The sequence below is a fragment of the Streptomyces sp. NPDC047108 genome (assembly GCF_040643575.1).
Lineage (GTDB): Bacteria > Actinomycetota > Actinomycetes > Streptomycetales > Streptomycetaceae > Streptomyces.
The window spans coordinates 24,512-42,492 of the sequence record NZ_JBEYUP010000027.1; the positions used below are offsets into that span (position 1 = coordinate 24,512).

A 17,981-nucleotide genomic window follows, 5' to 3' on the forward strand; every position below is an offset into this window, starting at 1 on the left:
CCTGAAAGGGGGAGAGTCGGACCCCACCCGGGGTTGCCTCGCCGACCGAGGTTGAGTAGTGCTTACTCCACGGCTCCCCGCTGGCCGGAGCAGTCGGCACACGGCGGGCGGGCCACCCACGCCGCCGCCGCGACCCCCTTCACGTCCCAGGCATTCGACGCCTCCAGCCTGCGATTCGGCCACCGAATCGCCCCGACCATCGACATTCCGCAGGGCCGCCCGGAACGTGCACATAAAGGGCAAAATTGAAGATGTCCGCTGGTCGAGAGGCGCGGACCCGGGCCGTGAGTACGGGGAGGAACAACGGTGTCCTCAGAACTGGCAGGCCAGACGCAGGGCCGGAGTCCGCTCTGGTCGGAGCCCGGTTCCCTGCTGGAACGGGTGCCGGTCGCCGTGTTCGGCGTCGACGACGACAACCGGATCTGCTTCTGGGGCCCGGGCGCGGAGTCGCTGTTCGGGTACGCCGCCGACGACGTGCTCGCGCAGCCCAGCGGCATGCTCTTCCCCGATGCCCCGCACACCCCGGGCTCCGCCGGCAGCGGGAGGGACGAATGGGCCCGCATGGTCGAGCGGGGACGGAGCGAGCGCTACTGGCGCGGCCGCCTGTCGATCCTCCGCCGCGACGGCACGGTCTTCGACGGCGGCTTCCGGGTCTTCCGGCTCGCGGGGCCCGACGGCCGGGACACGGTGATGGCGCTGGCGAGCGAGAGCGGCGAGCTGGAACGGGTCAGGAACAACCTGGCATTCCTCGACGCCCTCTTCGAGAGCTGCCCGATCGGGCTGGTCATGTTCGACGCGGACCTGCGGTTCGTCCATCTCAACCAGGCGCTGGCCGACATGGACGGGATGCCTGTCGAGGACCACGTCGGGCGGCACGTGGGCGAGGTGATGATCACGCCCGACGGCGGCGAGTACGAGAGCATGCTGCGCGCCGTCGGTGAGGTGGGCCGGCCCATCGTCGGCTCGCTCGTGGGGGTCCGCACCCGCGGGCAGCCCGACCGTGACCAGGTCTGGTCGGTGAGCCTCTTCCCGCTCAGCAGGCCCGGCGGGATCCGCCTCTTCGGCGTGGGCGGGATGATGGTCGACGTCACGGACCGGGAGCAGGCCCTCGTCGAGGCGTCGGCCGCGCGGCAGCGCCTGGCGCTGCTCGACCGCGCGGCCGCCCGGATCGGCACCACGCTGGACGTGGCCGTCACCGCGCGGGAGATCGTCCAGGTCGCGGTCCCCGACTTCTGCGACGCGGCCGTCGTGGAGCTCGTGGAGTGGATGAACGAGCAGGAGCCGTTCGACCCCGCCCTCCCGGTGGTCACGCGCCGGATCGCCTCGGACACCGTGCTCTCCTCGGCCGCCACCGAGCTGCTGAGCGGGCGGGAGACGGCCCGCTACCCGCCGGGCTCGGCCATCCACCATGTCCTGCAGACGGGCCGCCCCGAGTCCGCGCAGGTCGACGAGGCCTTCGTGACGCGCAACGTGCCCGACGAGACCAGCGCGCGCCTGCTGGTCGACAGCGGGCTGTCCGCACTCGTCATCGCCCCGCTCATCGCACGGGGAACGGTCCAGGGCATCGCCATGTTCGGCCGTTCCGCCACCCGCCCCGCCTTCACCGACCAGGACCTCAGCCTCGCGGCCGAGCTGACCTCACGCGCCGCGCTCTGCCTCGACAACGCCCGCCTCTACAGCAGGGAACGGGACATCGCGCTCACCCTCCAGCGCGCCCTGATGCCCGAAACCCTCCTGGCCGGACGTTATGTGACGGTGGCTCACCGCTACCTCCCGGGCGGCCGCGTCACCGAGGTCGGCGGCGACTGGTACGACCTGATCCAGCTGCCGGACCGCCGCGTGGCGCTGGTCGTGGGCGATGTGATGGGCCACGGCGTACGGGCGGCGGCGGACATGGGCGGCCTGCGCTTCACCGCGCGGGCCCTGGCCAGACGGGACCCGGAGCCGTCCGAACTCCTCGCGGAACTGGACCAGTTCGCGACGGAGACGGGCATCGAACTGGCCACATGCGTGTACGTCGTCTTCGACCCGGCCGCCGGGCACACCCGTATCGCCAGCGCCGGTCACCCGCCGCCGCTGATCCTGCGGCCGGACGGCGAGGTCGACACGCTCGACGAGGTACTCGGCGTCCCTCTCGGGGTCGGCGGGTTCACCTTCCGCGCGATGGACGTCGACCTCCCCGAGGACGCCGTGCTCGCCCTCTACACCGACGGGCTGGTCGAGTCGCACGACCAGGACTTCGACGCGGGACTGGACAGACTCCGCGACGAACTGCGCGCGGCGCCCGAGTCGTTGGAGCGTGCCGCCGACCGCATCCTCACCCAACTGGTGTCGCCCGACCCGGACGACGACACCGTGCTGGTGCTCGCCCGGGTCCGCCGGATGCCCCCACGCCCCCGGCCCGGCTGGACCGGCCGCTGGCGCCTGCCGAAGCGGGGCGGACGAGCCCGGGGCGGGGAGACCTGACCCGCGCCCGGGCGTCGTACAGCGGGGCGCTGCTAGAGGTATCGCGTTCCCGTGCTGACGGAGTGGTCGTCGGCCAGGCACTCGGACGCCGCACGGGAACCGCTGAGCGTGGCATCCACCCGGTTGGTGTTGCCGCAGCTGTTGTTCTGGCGGCCTGCCTGCGCCGTGTTCTGCAGCCGGTCCTGTGCCACGCCGGATGCGCCGCCGTCGACCTCGGCGCCACCGCCCTTGGTCACGGTGTCGCGGCTGACGGACCGGTCCTGGGTGTCGCAGCGGGTCTCCGACACGCTGCCCGTCGGACGGAGGATCCCCCGGTGGATGTCGGCGCAGTGGGTGTTCTGACGTCCCTCCTGAGCGACGTTCCGCTGGTGAATCGCATCAGCGGACGAGCCGCCGGACACCACCGCACCGCCGTTCTCGGTGACGGTCCTCCGGCTGCTGGACTCGTCGGCGTTCCGGCAGGTGTCCTCCACCCTGCCTCCGGACACGACGTGCGCCGACTCGTTCAGGTTGGTGCAGTGGACGTTCTGCCGCCCCTCCTGCGCAGCGTCCTGAGCGAAGGCGGCCACAACACCGTTGCCGCCGCTGACCCGAGCTCCTGTGCCCTTCACCGAGGTGGTGTGACTGCGGGAGTCGTCGGCGTTGGCACAGGTGCTCTCCGACCTGCCTCCGTCAAGGTCGATGCCCCCGGTCGCGACGTTGGCGCAATTCACGTTCTGCCGCCCTTCCTGCGCCCAGCTCTGGGAGTTCAGCAGACCGCCCGACGTCATGCCGCTGGTCTCGGCACCTCCTCCCTGCGTCGTGGTGAACCGGCTGCGGGAGATGTCGTGGTTCCCGCAGCGACTCACCACCCTTCCCCCCGACACCATCGCGCTGCTGACGTCCTGGCTCGCGCAGGTGGTGTTCTGCCGTCCTTCCTGAGCCACGGTCTGCTGGAACAGGGCCGAGGCCGTGGAGCCCGTTTCGGCGGCCGCTCCCTTGCCCTTCACGGTGGTGTGGTCGCTGAAGGAGCGGTCCCGGTCCACGCACCGGCTGTCGAAGCCACCGCCCCTCGCGCCGAGGGAACCGGCGTTCGGCGAGGCGCAGTTGTTGTTCTGCCGCCCGCGCTGGGCCGTGTTCTGCTGGCTGACCTGAAAGGGACCGGTCCCGCCCGCCGCATCCGCTCCGCCCCGCTCGACGTGGGCGAACGCGTTGAAGGATCCGTCGGCGGTCACACAGCGCCCGTCCGCACGGCCACCGGTCACCGTCGTCGACGCCCCGTTCGCCCGGACGCAGTTGTTGTTCTGCCGCCCGTCCTGCGCCGTGTTCTCCTGGCCCACGCCGCCCATCGGGGCGGACCCGCCACCGGCCGTCGCCCGCGGGCCATCGGCCCATGTCGGGCCCGCCCCCAGGGACGTCAGCCCACCGACGGCCAGGGCAACGGCCGTTGCTGTCGCGATCCGCTGAATCTGCACGCTTTCCTCCGGACGAACGCGGTCTCTCCGAGCGCCTCTCCAACGCCGGCTACGCCGTACCGGTCATGGCGCCTCGCGATGATCCCCCCGAACAGCCCACAGTCACCCCACCCCCGCAGGTGACGGACAATGGTCGCCATGTCCCGTCGCCGTTCACGCCCTCAGCCGCCCGCCGTCACCGCCGCCTCCCCCTGTCCCTGCGGTACGGGCGCCTCCTACGCCGACTGCTGCGGGCGCCTGCACGCCGGTACGGCCGCGGCGCCCACCGCCGAGGCGCTGATGCGGTCCCGGTACACCGCCTTCGCCGTACGGGACGCGGGCTATCTGCTGCGCACCTGGCATCCCGGGACGAGGCCGTCCGAGGTCGACTTCGACGCGGGGCTGCGGTGGGTGGGGCTGGAGATCCTGGACACCGCCGAGGGCAGTGCCTTCCACACCACGGGCACCGTCACCTTCCGCGCGCGGTACACGCACGACGGGCAGCCGGGCGAACTCCACGAGCGGAGCCGCTTCGTACGGCACGACGGCGCCTGGGTCTACCAGGACGCGGTCTTCACGCGCTGACAGCCGCCCCTGACGCGTCGGACGGGCCGGGGGCGATCCGGAGCCGGGACGGGGCGGACCGCGGCGTCTCCGGCAGCCGCAGACCACGGCGGCCGGGGGTGATGGAGCCCAGCACGCCGGCGTGCCGGGCGCCCGTGCACGCGGGGACCGTCCCGGGCAGCCCGTGGAGCGTCAGGAATCCGAGCACGGCGAACGCGTACGCCTCCTTCGCCTCCGACGGCAGGCCGAGGTCGTCGGAGACCCGCAGCCCGATGCCGTCGAGTTCGGTGCGGAGCATCGCCATGAGGACGGGGTTGCGGGTGCCGCCGCCGGACGCGATGACCTCGGTCGCCCCCACGGACCGCGCCGCGTCCGCGACGGTCCTGGCGGTGAGCCGGGTGAGCGTGGCCACGACGTCCTCCGCCGGGAGCGGCGGGCCACCCGCCAAGGCGGCCCGCAGGTACGGCAGATGGAACAGCTCCTTCCCCGTCGTCCTGGGGGCGGGCCTGGCGTAGTACGGCTCGTCGAGCAGCCGCTCCAGCAGCGAGGCGTCGACGCTGCCACGGGCGGCCAGGGCCCCGTCGGCGTCGTAGTCCGCCGCACCGTGGGTCAGATCGCGGACCGCCGCGTCGATGAGGGCGTTCGCGGGGCCGGTGTCGAACGCGACAGGATCGCCCGCGGCGACGGTGATGTTGGCGATGCCGCCCAGGTTCAGCGCGACGGGGACCCCGGGGCGCCCCCGCAGCCACAGAACGTCGACGATGCTCACCAGAGGCGCGCCCTGTCCCCCGGCGGCGACATCGCGGGTACGCAGGTCGGACACGACGGGGCAGCCCGCGGCCTCGGCGATCCAGGCCGGCCGGCCGATCTGCAGGGTGCCGTGCACGCGCCCGTCCTCGACCCAGTGGAAGACGGTCTGCCCGTGCGAGACGACGAGGTCGGCCCGGCCGTCGCACAGCTCCCGGTCGGCCCGGACCGCGACCGCGGCGAACTCCTGTCCGACGCGGGTGTCCAGGCGGCAGACCTCCTCCATGGTCGTCGCCGCGGGCGGCAGCGCCGCGGCCAGCGCCTTCCCCAACTCGTCCGAGTACGGGACGCTCAGCGATCCGAGCGGCGTCAGCACCAGCGCGTCGCCCTCGAAGGCCAGATCGGCGGCCGCGGCGTCGATGGCGTCCAGGGACGTGCCGGACATCAGACCGATCACGCGCATGGTTCAGCTCTCCTCGTTCAGGGCCCCACGTTCACGGATCTCCGCGTTCACGGATCTCCGCGTTCACGAGTCTCCTCGGTCAGGGGGCGTTCAGTCGCGCAACGCGCGCCGGTGGTCGTCGCCGCGCAGCGTGATCAGCGCGAGCCCGCTGACGACGCACGTCACGACCACGTAGTACGCGGGGATGTCGACGTTGGAGGTGCGCTTGATCAATTCGGTGATGATGAGCCCGGCCGAGCCCGAGAAGACGGCGTTCGAGAGCGCGTACGCCAGCCCGAGGCCCGTGTAGCGGACGCGGGTGGGGAACATCTCGGCGAGCATCGCCGGGCCGGGTCCCGCCATCAGGCCGACGACGGCGCCGGCCACGGTCACCGCGGCACCCTTGGCGGCGTCCGAAGCGCCGGGGTCCTGCAACAGGTTGAGCAGGGGGAAGGCGAGGAGCGCCACCAGGGCCGCCCCCGCGAGCATGACCGCGCGCCGCCCGATCCGGTCGCTCAGCAGCCCCGCCGGGATGATGGAGACCGCGAAACCCAGGTTGGCGAGCACGGTGGCCACCAGCGCCTGCTGGAACGTGGCGTTGAGCGCGCTCTGCAGATACCCGGGCATCACGACGAGGAAGGTGTATCCGGCCGCCGACCACCCCATGAGCCGGCCCGCGCCCAGTACGACGGCCTGGATCACCTCGCCCCGCGGGGTCCTGGAGGCCCTGAGCGCGTCGGGATCGACGGCGGGGTCGGACAGGCCAGCGCTCGCGCGCTCGAACGAGGGCGTCTCCTCCAGACGCAGCCGGAGCCACAGCGCGACGAGTCCCAGGGGCAGCGCCAGCAGGAACGGCACCCGCCAGCCCCACGCCTCGAGGTCGGACGCGGTCAGCAGTGTGGCGAGCGCAGCCGCGGTCCCCGCGCCGCCGAGCAGCCCGAGAGCGACGGTGAAGGACTGCCAGGACCCGTAGAGACCCCGCTTGCCCGGGGGCGCGAACTCCGTCATGATCGACACCGCACCGCCGAACTCGCCCCCGGCGGACAGGCCCTGGAGGATGCGCAGCAGCGTGAGCAGCCAGGGCGCTGCGGCCCCCACGGTGGCGTACGTGGGGAGTACGCCGATCAGGGTCGTGGCGGCCGTCATCAGCAGGACGACCAGGATCAGGGTGGGGCGGCGGCCGATCCGGTCGCCGACACGGCCGAAGACGGCCGCTCCGACCGGGCGGAAGAAGAACGCGAGGGCGAAGGAGGCGTAGGTCTTGATGAGCCCTTCGACGTCGCTGCCGCCCTCGGGGGTGAAGAAGTTCGCGGCGATGATCGTGGCGAAGTAGCCGTAGACGCCGAACTCGTACCACTCGATGAAGTTGCCGACCGAGCCTGCGACCAGGGCCCGGCGCGGGCGCGCCGGGCCGGTGGTGTCCTGGGCGGGGCCGTGTACGGAGGTGGTCATTCCCAGCCCTTTCGGCGTCGCGGATCACGGTCCCGGGCACGAGTCGGTGATGCCCCGTCCCGTGCTCAGGACGGTGATGTCCTGTCCTTGGCTCAGGATGGCGCGGCTCCGCGGAAGCGCAAGATCCGCGGAAGGGTCCTTCACGCAACCTGCCGCTGGTGTGCGCGAGATGAGGGCCGCTCCTGGTTGGCCTGGACGGCCGTCAGGGCGGGCTCAGCTCGTGCCGCCGTCCGCGTGGCGCGACGGGGTGGGGCGCGGTGACCGGTGGACGGGCGGCGTGTCGGGGCGTGCGGTACGCCCGGCGGGTACGGATCGTGCGAGGCAGTAGAGGAGCAGGGCCGCCAGGTGTACGAGGGCGATCGCCACCAGGAGCAGCGACGGGGACCAGGCCGCGGCCGCCCCGGTGAGCGCGGCCCCGCACGCCGCCGCCGAGATCTTCAGCCCCGCGCCGAGGGTGAACACCTGCGTGCGCAGATGCGGCGGCGCGTGGTCGGCGCGGATCCGCAACGTCGCGCTCAGCAGCGGCCCGTCGCACAGACCCGCCACCGCGAACAGCGCAGCGGCGGCGGTGAACGAGGGCAGGAGTGCCGCGGCGCCGAGGGCCAGGCCCGTCCCGAGGAGACTGGCGGCGACGAGACGGTGCGCGGGGAGGTGCGGCCGCCATCGGGCGAGGCCGAGCGAGCCGGCGAGGGCTCCGATGGCGAAGAGCGTCACCAGGAGGCCCCCTCCACCGGGGTGTCCGCGGTCCTCCGCGAGCAGGACCGCGGAGGTGGTGAGACCGCCGACGCCGACGAACGCCAGTGAGGTGGCGGCGGTGACGGCCCGCAGCTCGCGCGTTCGCCGGACGACGCGCAGTGCGGCGGCCAGGTCGGCGCGGAGCGTCTGCCGTGGCCCGTCCGCTCCGGTCGTACAGGCACCGGGCGTACGGGTCGCATCCCTACAGCCACCGGGCGTACGGGCTCCCGGTGTACGGGCTCCGGGCGCCCGCGTCGTGTCCGCGTCCGCGGGGCCCTGACCCACCGGCCCCGGATCAGCCGCTCCCTCCGTCCCCGTCCCCCTCGCCTCGCCTGGCGCCGCACCCGTCGCCGTCCGCTCCGGCGGCAGCGACACCGCCAGAACGGCGGCCAGCGCGGCCGCGCCCGCCAGGAGGAACGCCGCGGCGCCGGGCGAGAGCGCCATGGCGGTGACCGCCACGGCAGCGGGCCCGGCCACCGACGCGGCGTTGTAGGTGGCGGCGTCCCACGCGTAGGCCCGCGCCCGCTCCTCGCCCGCCGGCACCAGGACTGCCACCAGGCTGGACAACCCTCCCGAGACGACCGGTCCGCAGGCACCGCCCGTCAGAGCGATCGCCAGGGTCACGCCGACGGGTGCGCGCCCCAGGGTGAGGGTCAGCCCCGCGATGGCGGCGGCGAATCCGCCCAGCGCGCAGACACGGAAGAGGCGGGGGCGAGGCACCCGCGCGGCGAGGCTGCCCGCCAAGGGTGCGGCCAGTACGTGCGGCGCCATCCAGGCGGTCAGCAGGAAGGCTCCGTCGGCGGCGCTGCCGGTGCGCCGCAGCGCCAGAAGCACCACGACCACCGCCATGCCCTCGTCCGCGAGCCGGGCGCAGAACGCGGTCGTCAGATACCGCCCGAGATGCCCCCGTGTCCGCACAGCCTCACCTTCCTCCGTAACGGCTTATAACTCTAAGACGTTACACTCAGAGCGTGAGCTGGAGAACCCGAGAGGAAAGGATCACGCCCGCGTGAGCAACACCCCTCCCCCGCAAGGATTTCGGCCCGGGCAGCGGCTGATCGACATCGCCGGCGCCGTACGCCGCGAGCCGTCGATCCCCCGCGCCGATCTGGCCGCGCTCCTCGCCCGGCACGGGGAGAGCGCGGCCGACCTGGCCGAGGAGGCGTTCTCCGAGGCCGATGCCGCGAGTCTGCGCAGGGCCGCCGGGCGCCTCGTGGACGTCCTCACCGAGACGGACACCGACCGCGCGGCGCACACCATCAACGCCCTGCTCGCCGAGTGCGGTGCGCGTCCGCGCCTCTCGTGCCACGACGGCCACCCCTGGCATCTCCACGTCGACCGTGGTGAGGACGCGAGCTGGGCCGACTGGTTCCTCGCCTCCGGCGCGATGGCGCTGGCCCAACTCCTCACCGAGCACGGCCGTATCGCGTGGGGCGAGTGCGCAGCCCCGGGATGTGCCGCGCTGTATCTGGACACCGGCCCGGGAGCCGCCCGCCGCTACTGCTCGTCCACCTGCGCCTCGCGCACACGCGTCGCCGCACACCGGCGCCGTCGGCGCGAGGCGGAGCGTGACGGGCACTGAAGGTGAGGCACCTGATCGCGAGGGCTCGCTGCGGCTCGCAGGGGCTCGATGCGGCTCGATGCGGTGGAGCCGTCGGTCGGCCCCGCGCCGGCTCGCCTTGGGCGGGCACGCGGCACGACCGACCCGCCGACCGTCAACCTCCGGCGGTCAGCACCCGCCCCGCCCCACGCCCAACCGGCCCGTCCGGCAACGCGAGGAGCCCGAAGAGCCGGTGCGCGGCGCCCGTTCCGCGGCGGACGACCAAGAGGGCGGTGAGGGCCGCGGCGACGGGAACGCCCACCCACCAGCCCAGCAGGTGGACGAGGATGCTCGCCGCAACCGCCGTCCCGAGCGCCACCCCGAACACGGCACCGAGCACCGCACCTACGATGCGTGCCGGGCCCGGCACCGTCGCGACGACGGAACCGGAATCGGTACCGGCGGCACCCGCACCCGTGTCGGCCTCGCTCCGCCCCGACCTGATCCAGGACACGATCAGGACCAGCATGACGGGGACGAGCACCACGCCCATGCCGTACAGCGTCAGCGCCACCGGTGAGACCAGCCAGTCGGCGACGCGCGACAGGGCCTCCCCGAGGCCCGGCCGCTCCGGCCAGGTCGCGAACGTCTCGCGGTCCGCGGAGAAGAACCGCTGGTAGCCGCGCCCGTCCCAGCCGTGGACGAGGATGAAGAACATCCCCGCGTATCCGATTCCCGCCTGGAGGAACGCCGTGTAGACCCGGCCGGCGGCAATGAGACGTGACGCGACCCAGTAGCCGAGGACGCCCTGGCTCACGTTCGTCGCGGCGAACAGCGCGACCAGCCAGGCGGGCAACGACCCGTGCCCGTGCGCGACCTGCATGGTCTCCCAGTCGGGGAAGCCCCACAGGAGCCATGCCCCGCTCGGCGCGAACAGCACGGCGCAGTAGAGGATCGCCGCCGACAGAAAGGGGTCCGCCCACGGCCGCCGCACCGCCCGGCCGAGGGCTCCCTCCCGGGGCTTCAGGTGGTAGGCGGCGGCGGTCGCGAAACTCGCGCCGATGCCGTACGACCAGAACACATCGACCTGGACCATCGTGCTCTCCTTTCGGGAATGACACGTCATTCCGCTTCCAGGGGAGAGAAAAAGCGGCCGGACAACAGGACGGAAAACGAAGGTCGTGCGCGCCCTCGGTCCGCGGCGCCGGCCGCGAGCAGCCGTGCGAGCCGGGAGCCGTCAGGAGCCGAGGCCGTCGAACATCAAGGTCTCCACCGCGTGAATCCACGGATCGCGCATGGCGTCCGGGTCCCGCACATGCAGCATCCGCACCGCCCCGGTCAGGATCACGCCGTTGACCGCGAGCGCGACCACGTGCGCGTCCACGTCGCGGCGCAGGAAGCCCCGGTCCTGTCCGTTGCGGATGAACGCGGCCGTATAGGCGGCGGCCGCCTCCATCGCCCGGCCGGCGGTGTCCGGTTCGGCCCGGTCGATGGCGATGGCGTCGTAGAAGAGGATGCGGCACAACTCGGGCTCGGCGGCGACGAGGTCGAACAGCCTGTGGCCGATGCGCCGGACCTGCTCCCGGTACTGCTCCAGGGTGCCGGAGGAGCCGGGGTCCTCGTCGGACAGCGCGTCCGTCACCCGGCCGAGAGCGCGTGACACCACGCTGCGCGCTATGTCTTCCTTGTTCTTGAAGTACCGGTAGAACGTGCCGTGTCCGGCGCCCAGTTCGCGGGCGATGTCGGAGATGCCGGTCGCGTGGTAGCCGCGTTCGGCGAACACCTTGCCCGCCGCGCGCAGGATCGCGTCCCTTTTGCCGACCGCTTGTTGGGCCACAGCACACCTCTCGACCGGCGGAATGACACGTCATTCTGGTGCCGTCGGGCCCATGTCGTCAACAGGCCTGGGATGCACAGCCGTTGAGGGGCGGACCAGTGCCGCAAGGAAGGGGTGTCTCCCGCACCGGGGGTACTCAGTGCCGCGCTGCCGGGGTACGCGGCGTCGTGCTCCGGGGCGCACCCGGCCGGTACACCGTCCCGCACGACGGCGTACGACGACCCGGGTCAGGCAGGCGCGATGGCCCGGCGGCGGGCTAGCGTGCCTGTCTGCTGCGCTTTCCGCCGGTGCGGAACGCATGGATGCCGTGGCCCTGGTCGTGGGCGGCCTGGACGGCCTCCTCCCAGGTCAGCGAGCGCTCCCCGACGGCGAACACGGGGCCGGAGTCCCGGTCCTCGGCCAGCTCACGGAGGAATCCTGCCGCGCGCTCACTGAATCGGTCGAACTCGACGTCGCGCACGTCGAGGGAGAGCAGTTCGAGGACCGGTTGCTCGGCCTCCCACAACAGGAGCCAGAGCGTGCGGTGTACGGCCGGGATGGACTGATCGGCGAGGAGTTCCTCGAGCCGTTGGGCGGTGACGGTGTCGGCGGTGAGGGTCATGGCCCCGCAGTATGGACCCGGTTACGGTCCGCAGCATAGGGCTGGGTTGAAACCGCAACGAGAAGGGCGTCCGTACGTCGTACGGCTGTCACGTCCCCGCCCGCGGCCGGTCATCCGCTGCGGCGCACGGGCCCGAGCCGTTCGTTCCGCAGGACAACGGCAGGGTTTCCGCAACGGCGCGGTCAGCCCGGCGTGCGACCGTCGGGCGCGTGCGCGCGAGTGGAGGAGGGCATGTGAGGGTGCTGCCGGGGTTTACGGGACGGGACGAGTCCGCCGCTCTGGTCGTCAGGACCGACTACGGCGACGAGGCAGCGTGGCAGGCGGTGGTGGAGAAGTTGCCGGGACCGTGGGGGGACGAGGCCCGCTTTCATCTCGTGGACGAGCCGCTCTGGTCCGGTGCCTCACCCGACGCCGTCATGGCCGCGGCGGCGGAGGACGAGAACCTGAGCGTGGTGTTCGTCGCCGACGCCGTCACCATGCGGTCGCCGCTCCATGCGGTACTGGCCCTCACCACCGAGGAGGAGGACTGGGATCCGGAGCCGGTGCTGGACGAGGGCCGGATGGTGGCGCCGGCGCCGCGCAGGTTCCGTACGGTCCCGGCCGCCGTGCATGCCGTGAACGCGCATCCGGCGCTCGCCGACATGGAGTTCGGGGACTACGTCGAGGCGGCGTCCCGCGAACCCGACCACATCCACCGGTCCTTCTGAGGCGCGGCGTCAGGCGCCGGAGGGAGCGTCCTCGGGCGTGACGGCGGCGAAGCCGATCATCCGGTGAAGGCGCTCGGCCGCCGCCCGTCCGAACTCCGGGTCGTTGAGGTGCGTATCGACCTCCACGACGTCCACATCGCTGGACGCCAGCCCGTCGCGCAACGCTGTGAACAGCGCGCCGTCCGCGGCGGGATCGTGATAAGGACCGCCCGGCGCGCCGAGCGTCGACAGTCCCTGCCGCGGCAGGTAGACCGCCGCCGGGCCGGCCGCCGCGCGCAGCTTGGCGGCGACCCTGCGGCCGAGTTCGGCGCACTCCGCAGCCGACGTCCGGACCACCGTGATCGACGGATTGTGCACCCGCACCAGGCGGTCGCGGAAGCGCTCGGGGAGCGCGTCGCGCGGACCGAACTTGATCATGTCCAGCGCTCCCAGGCTCACCACCTGCGGGACCCCCCGTCGCCCGGCTGCCCGGAGGCGGTCCGGTCCCGCGGACAGAATGCCGCCGAGCAGGTCGTCCGCTATCTCACTCAGCGTCAGATCGAGAACGCCCGCGAACCGGCCCTGCCCGGCCATCGCCTCGAGCGACCTCCCGCCCGAGCCGCTGGTGTGGAAGACCAGGACCTCGTAACCGAGTTCGGCCAGCCGCTCGCGCGCGGCGTCGACCCCGGGTGTCGTCACGCCCGCCATGCTGGCCGCCACCACCGGGCGTCCCTCGCCCTCCGCCCACCGCACCGAGCGTTCGGCCCGCGAGGACGCGTATCCCTCGGCCATCGCCGCGACGGCGTCGGCGGCATTGGCGAGGACGGGCGCGAGGATCCGGTTGATCCCGGCGATGTCGACGACGCTGTGCACCATGGTGATGTCGGAGGAGCCGACGTACGGCGCGACATCGCCCGCCGCCATGGACGACACCATCATCTTCGGTACGCCCAGGGGTAGTTCACGCATCGCACGCGTCGCCATCGACGTGCCGCCACTGCCACCGATGGCCATCACCCCGTGCAGCCGGCCCTCCGTGTGGAGGCGCCGTACGACCTCCGCCGCGCCACGCGCCATGGTCGTCACCGCGGCGCCCCGGTCCCCCGCCGCGCGGAGATCGTCCACCTCGGCGCCCGCCGCCCGGGCGACGTCACCGCGCGGGACATCGGGCCGGACCACCGGTTCCCCGACGATGCCGACGTCGACGACGACCACCTCGGCGCCGCGGTGCCGCAGCCGGTCCCGCACCCACCCGTACTCCGCGCCCTTCGTGTCGAGGGCCCCCACCAGAACGACCACAGCCATGATCCCGGTGTCCCCGGCGCGCGAGGACCGAAACGGGCCAACGGCGGTGCACACGCGAGCGATTCACCGGCGGCAGACGGCCTCGGCGGCCGTCAGAGGCACGCGTAGACGGCGTCGATCAGAGCCGTCTTCCGGGGATCGTTCGCGAGATGCGCGCCCATACGGTTGAGCACGTACCCGATGCTGATGCCCGCCTCCGGGTCCGCCATCCCGAACGACCCGCCGTAGCCGTCGTGGCCGAAGGCCCGGCGGTTCGGCCCGTACGCCCGGTGGGGACCGCTCAGCCAGCACCCCAGGGCGATCTCCGTGGCACCTCCGAAGGCCGCGCCCAGGACGAGGTCGACGCACTCGCCCTGGCCTTCGCGTGCGCGCTCCGCCGCGGACCTGCTGAGCAGCGGCGCGCCGGCGGCGAGCGCGTCGCCCGCCAGGACGGCGTAGAGGGCGGCGACCGCACGCGCCGTTCCGTGGCCGTTGATGGCGGGCAGTTCTGCCCGGCGCCAGGCGAGCGTGTTCGCGTCCTTCGCTCGGACCACCGGGTTGCCGAGGGAGGAGAGCCCGATCATGTCCAACTGCGTGAGAATCCGGGCCTCTTCGCTGTTCCGGTCCAGCGGCTTGGAGACCAGTTCCGCGGCGCGGCCGTCCTCGTGTTCCGGCAGACCGATGGTGAAGTCGATGCCCAGCGGCCCGGTGACCGTCTCGGCCAGGTACGCCCCGGCGGTCCGTCCCGTCACCCGGCGGATCACCTCGCCGACGAGAAATCCGTAGCTGAGGGCGTGGTAGCCGGAGTGGGTGCCGGGCTCCCACCAGGGCTCGGACTCCGCGAGCCGGGAGACCGTCAGATCCCAGTCGTAGAGGTCGGCGACGGTCTGCGTCACCCGAGGGCCCGTCAGACCAGCGCGGTGGGCGAGGAGTTGACGGACCGTGATCTTCTCCTTCCCGGCGGCCGCGAACTCGGGCCAGACGTCGCGGACCGGCGCGTCCAGGTCGAGAAGTCCGCGGTCGGCCAGGAGGTGGGCGCACAAAGCCGTCACGCCCTTGGTCGTGGACCACACGTTGACGAGGGTGTCCCGCTCCCAGGGCCGGGTCTCGGCCACATCGGCCCAGCCGCCCCAGAGGTCCACGACGCTCCGGCCGCCGGCCATCACCGACACCGCCGCGCCGAGTTCGCCCCTGCGGCGGAAGTTCTCCTCGAAGGACTCCCTCACGGCCTCGAATCCGTCCGCGCAGTGCCCCTCGACAGCCGCCATGCTCGCCCGCCCCTCAGTCCGCCGCGCGGTCCGTCCGCCGTCGCACGGGGCTCACCGTACCGGCCGGTCGGACAGCCCGGAAGACGCACCCTGCGGGCGGTGGGTGCACGATGCTCGGGCCGTTGTGGATGATGCGCGGGCCGTTCCGCACGCGCGGGCCGTTGTGGATGATGCGCGAGCCGTTCCGCACGCGCGGGCCGCTCCGCGCACGCCGGAGCCCGGCGTGCCGTGTCGCCGTCACGTCACGCCTCCGTCCGGGGTCAGGTGGCGGGCCAGTCGTCCGGCCCGCCGCCGCGCCATTCGATCAGGCCGGGGTCGTCCAGCAGCGTGCCCTCGCCGCCGAGCCCGGCGCGGTCGAGCATCCCGCGCAGCTCGGTCGCGCTGACGGCGGCCCCCACGTCCTCACCGTGGATCATCACGCGGCGGCGTCCGTCGAGCGGCGGGTCCACCACCACGGGCGGCGTACGTCCCTGGGTCTCATCCTCCATGCGACCAGGCTGCCCCGGGTTCGCCCCGGCCGCAGCTCCAGCCGTACCGGAGGCGTAACCGGCGCTCGGCCCGGCCCGGGCACGTGCGGCGCGTAGAAGTCCAGCACGTGCGGCGCTCCGCATCCGGGCCCGGCACGCGCGTGCTCAGGAGTCCAGGCCCCAGGACCGTCCGATCCGGTGCGAGGCACAAAGGTTTGCGTCCAGGACGTACGGTCCCGCCACCCCGCACTGCTCCGCACCGCTCCCCGGGTCGACCGGCTGGCCGTGCCCCATGCCCGTCAGTGCGTAGCTCTCGACGACCGGCCTCCCGGAACCGTCCGTGAAGACCTCGTGGCGGTGGCCCTGAACGGTGTCCGAGGCGTCGGCGACCGCGTCGGTGCCGTGGGCGTCCGTCCACTGCTCGACGATCTCGGTCCTGTTCACCGGCCGTACGGTGATGTCCTCCGCGCCGTGCCACACGGACACGGTGGGCCGCGGTCCCGCGTACGAGGGGAACGCGGCCCGCACCTTGTCCCCCCATGCCTGCGGCGCGAGGTCCCGGCCCGGGTTCATGCACGTCAGGGCCTCGGCGATGGTGCGGGCGCAGTCGTACGGGAGGCCGGCGACGACGGCGGCCCCGGCGAAGACGTCCGGGTAGGAGGCGGCCATGGCCGACGTCATGGCTCCGCCTGCCGACAGTCCGGTGACATGGACGCGTGAGGCATCGGTGCCGAGGTCGGCCCGCATCCGGTCGACCATCTGGCGGATGGACAGGGCCTCGCCGGAGCCGCGCCCGGTGTCCTGCGGCTGGAACCAGTTGAAGCATCCGTTGAGGTTGTTGCCGCTCTGCTGCTGCGGAAGCAGGAGGGCGAAGCCCCACTCGTCGGCCCACCGCGTCCAGCCGGTCTCGTCGTCGTACGCGGCGGCCGATTGCGTACAGCCGTGCAGGGCGACCACCAGGGGACGACCGGAGGGCAGGCCGTCGGGCACGTAGCGGAACATCCGAAGCTGCCCAGGATTGGATCCGAAGCCAGTCACTTCGGTGAGGCTCGCGGCGGACGCGGACGCGGACGCGGGCTGCGGAAGGGCGAGGAGCGCCGCGAGGAGCGCGGCGGCGAACGGCGCGGTACGCCGGAGGCGGCGCGGGCCGCGGGTGGCGAACGGCGGTCCGGGCCGGGCGGGTTGCGGGGTGTCGGTCGCTGCCATGCCGCACATCGTGCGTGCTCATGACGCGCCCGGCCATGGGGACGCACCACAGCCAGGCGCCCGCCCGCATGGAGCGGGCACCCACTGCGCGAGGACCGCGCGGTCAGCGGCGCGCCGCACAGATCCGGCGGGCCGCACAGCGGCCAACTCCCTGCCATGAACGGCCCGTTCGAAGGAAGAGGAAGACCCCTGCCAGTGCGGAAACGGAGCCCGCTTCAGGGAATGAGCAACACCTTTCCGACCGTCTCCCGCCCCGCCAGCGCCGCGTGCGCGAGCGGGGCCTCCTCCAGCGGGAAGCACTGCCCGATGACCGGGACGATCCGTCCGATGGCCGCCTCCTCCAGGGCCCGGCTCTGCTGGGCGCGGAACCGCGAGGGGTCGACACCCGGCGTGCTGCGACCGTACCCCGTCACGGTGAGCCCCCGGCCGTAGACCAGCCCGCCCGGGATCTCGGTGCTGCGGCCGGAGGCGATGCCGTAGACGATGAAGCGGCCACCCGGTCCCAGCGTCTCCAGGGCCTCCCGGCCCACGTCCCCGCCGACCGAGTCCAGCACGACGTCGACCCCGTCGGGGCCCGCGGCCTGCCGGACCAGCTCCCCCCAGCCGGGCACGCCGTAGTCCACCGCGACATCAGCGCCGAGCTTGCGGACGATCTCCAGCTTGTGGTCGCCGCGGGCCGCTCCGATGACCTTGGCACCGGCGACCTTCGCGAGCTGGACGAGCAGACTGCCCACGCCCCCGGCCGCCGCCTCGACGAGGACGGTCCGGCCTTCGCTCACCGCGGCGAGGTCGAGCAGCCCGACCGCGGTGAGGCCCTGGCCGAGCAGACAGACCGCGTCGTGCAGGGACAGGCTGTCGGGGATGAGGTGCAGGGACCCGCGGTTCAGCACCGCCCGTTCCGCGTAGCCTCCGGTGCGCTCGGTCTGTCCGGCCACCCGCCGGCCGATCAGGCCGGTATCCACGCCGGGACCCACTGCGCTCACCACACCGGCGACGTCCCGGCCCGGTGTGTACGGCCGCGGCACGTGGGCCGACTTCCCCGCGCGCACCAGTGTCTCGACGAACTGCACACCCGCCGCGGCGACATCGACAAGCACCTCCCCCTCCCCCGGTTCAGGATGCGGCACGTACTCCACCCGCATGACCTCAGGCGGGCCGAACTCGGCAACACGGACAGCGCGCATGCTTCGGCTCCCTCGTCTCTGCTCCGGTGCCTCTCTCTCACCAGCAGATACGGGTGCCGACAGCGGTTT

General features: G+C 72.9%; 16 protein-coding genes. 4 read left to right on the plus strand and 12 right to left on the minus strand.

Annotated elements, in window-relative coordinates; genetic code table 11:
• Window positions 1-306 precede the first annotated feature (306 nt).
• A complete protein-coding gene (locus tag ABZ822_RS30480) occupies window positions 307-2,466 on the plus strand; it encodes a SpoIIE family protein phosphatase (protein ID WP_360861270.1) in 2,160 nt (719 codons plus the stop codon).
• Window positions 2,467-2,498: 32 nt separating this feature from the next.
• Here ABZ822_RS30480 and ABZ822_RS30485 read toward each other — a convergent pair whose 3' ends face one another.
• A complete protein-coding gene (locus tag ABZ822_RS30485) occupies window positions 2,499-3,920 on the minus strand; it encodes a hypothetical protein (protein ID WP_360861272.1) in 1,422 nt (473 codons plus the stop codon).
• A gap of 138 nt (window positions 3,921-4,058) precedes the next feature.
• Between ABZ822_RS30485 and ABZ822_RS30490 the strand changes: the two genes are divergently transcribed.
• Entirely contained in the window at window positions 4,059-4,484 is a 426-nt protein-coding gene (locus ABZ822_RS30490) for a YchJ family protein (RefSeq protein ID WP_360861275.1), read from the plus strand.
• Here the strand turns inward: ABZ822_RS30490 and ABZ822_RS30495 are convergent.
• From ABZ822_RS30495 to ABZ822_RS30505, 3 genes are all read right to left on the minus strand, one after another.
• Window positions 4,474-5,673, minus strand: coding sequence for an anhydro-N-acetylmuramic acid kinase (locus tag ABZ822_RS30495; protein WP_360861277.1), 1,200 nt, complete (start codon window positions 5,671-5,673; stop codon window positions 4,474-4,476). The two genes, ABZ822_RS30490 and ABZ822_RS30495, sit on opposite strands and share 11 nt — an antisense overlap.
• 90 nt (window positions 5,674-5,763) lie before the next feature.
• The gene (locus ABZ822_RS30500) at window positions 5,764-7,104 is read right to left on the minus strand and encodes an MFS transporter (RefSeq protein WP_360861279.1); all 1,341 of its coding nucleotides are present in this window, start codon (window positions 7,102-7,104) and stop codon (window positions 5,764-5,766) included.
• A gap of 213 nt (window positions 7,105-7,317) precedes the next feature.
• Complete coding sequence (locus ABZ822_RS30505) at window positions 7,318-8,757, minus strand: MFS transporter (RefSeq protein ID WP_360861281.1); 1,440 nt, start codon at window positions 8,755-8,757, stop codon at window positions 7,318-7,320.
• Between the two features lie 91 nt (window positions 8,758-8,848).
• On the opposite strand from ABZ822_RS30505, the gene ABZ822_RS30510 reads away from it, so the two are divergent.
• The gene (locus ABZ822_RS30510; protein WP_360861283.1) at window positions 8,849-9,421 is read left to right on the plus strand and encodes a CGNR zinc finger domain-containing protein; all 573 of its coding nucleotides are present in this window, start codon (window positions 8,849-8,851) and stop codon (window positions 9,419-9,421) included.
• Window positions 9,422-9,554: 133 nt separating this feature from the next.
• Here ABZ822_RS30510 and ABZ822_RS30515 read toward each other — a convergent pair whose 3' ends face one another.
• From ABZ822_RS30515 to ABZ822_RS30525, 3 genes are all read right to left on the minus strand, one after another.
• Complete coding sequence (locus ABZ822_RS30515; RefSeq protein ID WP_360861285.1) at window positions 9,555-10,475, minus strand: hypothetical protein; 921 nt, start codon at window positions 10,473-10,475, stop codon at window positions 9,555-9,557.
• Window positions 10,476-10,616: 141 nt separating this feature from the next.
• Complete coding sequence (locus ABZ822_RS30520; protein WP_360861287.1) at window positions 10,617-11,216, minus strand: TetR/AcrR family transcriptional regulator; 600 nt, start codon at window positions 11,214-11,216, stop codon at window positions 10,617-10,619.
• 256 nt (window positions 11,217-11,472) lie between these two features.
• Window positions 11,473-11,817, minus strand: a complete 345-nt coding sequence (locus ABZ822_RS30525; protein WP_360861289.1) for a hypothetical protein — start codon at window positions 11,815-11,817, stop codon at window positions 11,473-11,475.
• Window positions 11,818-12,050: 233 nt separating this feature from the next.
• Here ABZ822_RS30525 and ABZ822_RS30530 point away from each other — a divergent pair, with 233 nt between their 5' ends.
• A complete protein-coding gene (locus tag ABZ822_RS30530; RefSeq protein ID WP_360861291.1) occupies window positions 12,051-12,524 on the plus strand; it encodes a hypothetical protein in 474 nt (157 codons plus the stop codon).
• A gap of 9 nt (window positions 12,525-12,533) precedes the next feature.
• Here the strand turns inward: ABZ822_RS30530 and ABZ822_RS30535 are convergent, their stop codons facing one another.
• The 5 genes from ABZ822_RS30535 to ABZ822_RS30555 form a co-directional block, all read right to left on the minus strand.
• Entirely contained in the window at window positions 12,534-13,808 is a 1,275-nt protein-coding gene (locus ABZ822_RS30535; RefSeq protein WP_360861293.1) for a Tm-1-like ATP-binding domain-containing protein, read from the minus strand.
• 92 nt (window positions 13,809-13,900) lie between these two features.
• Window positions 13,901-15,055, minus strand: coding sequence for a serine hydrolase domain-containing protein (locus ABZ822_RS30540; protein WP_360861295.1), 1,155 nt, complete (start codon window positions 15,053-15,055; stop codon window positions 13,901-13,903).
• 260 nt (window positions 15,056-15,315) lie between these two features.
• On the minus strand, window positions 15,316-15,543 hold the full coding sequence (locus ABZ822_RS30545; protein WP_360861297.1) for a hypothetical protein: 228 nt from the start codon (window positions 15,541-15,543) through the stop codon (window positions 15,316-15,318).
• 144 nt (window positions 15,544-15,687) lie between these two features.
• On the minus strand, window positions 15,688-16,728 hold the full coding sequence (locus tag ABZ822_RS30550) for a PHB depolymerase family esterase (protein WP_360861300.1): 1,041 nt from the start codon (window positions 16,726-16,728) through the stop codon (window positions 15,688-15,690).
• 215 nt (window positions 16,729-16,943) lie between these two features.
• A complete protein-coding gene (locus ABZ822_RS30555) occupies window positions 16,944-17,912 on the minus strand; it encodes a zinc-binding dehydrogenase (protein WP_360861302.1) in 969 nt (322 codons plus the stop codon).
• Between the last annotated feature and the right edge of the window lie 69 nt (window positions 17,913-17,981).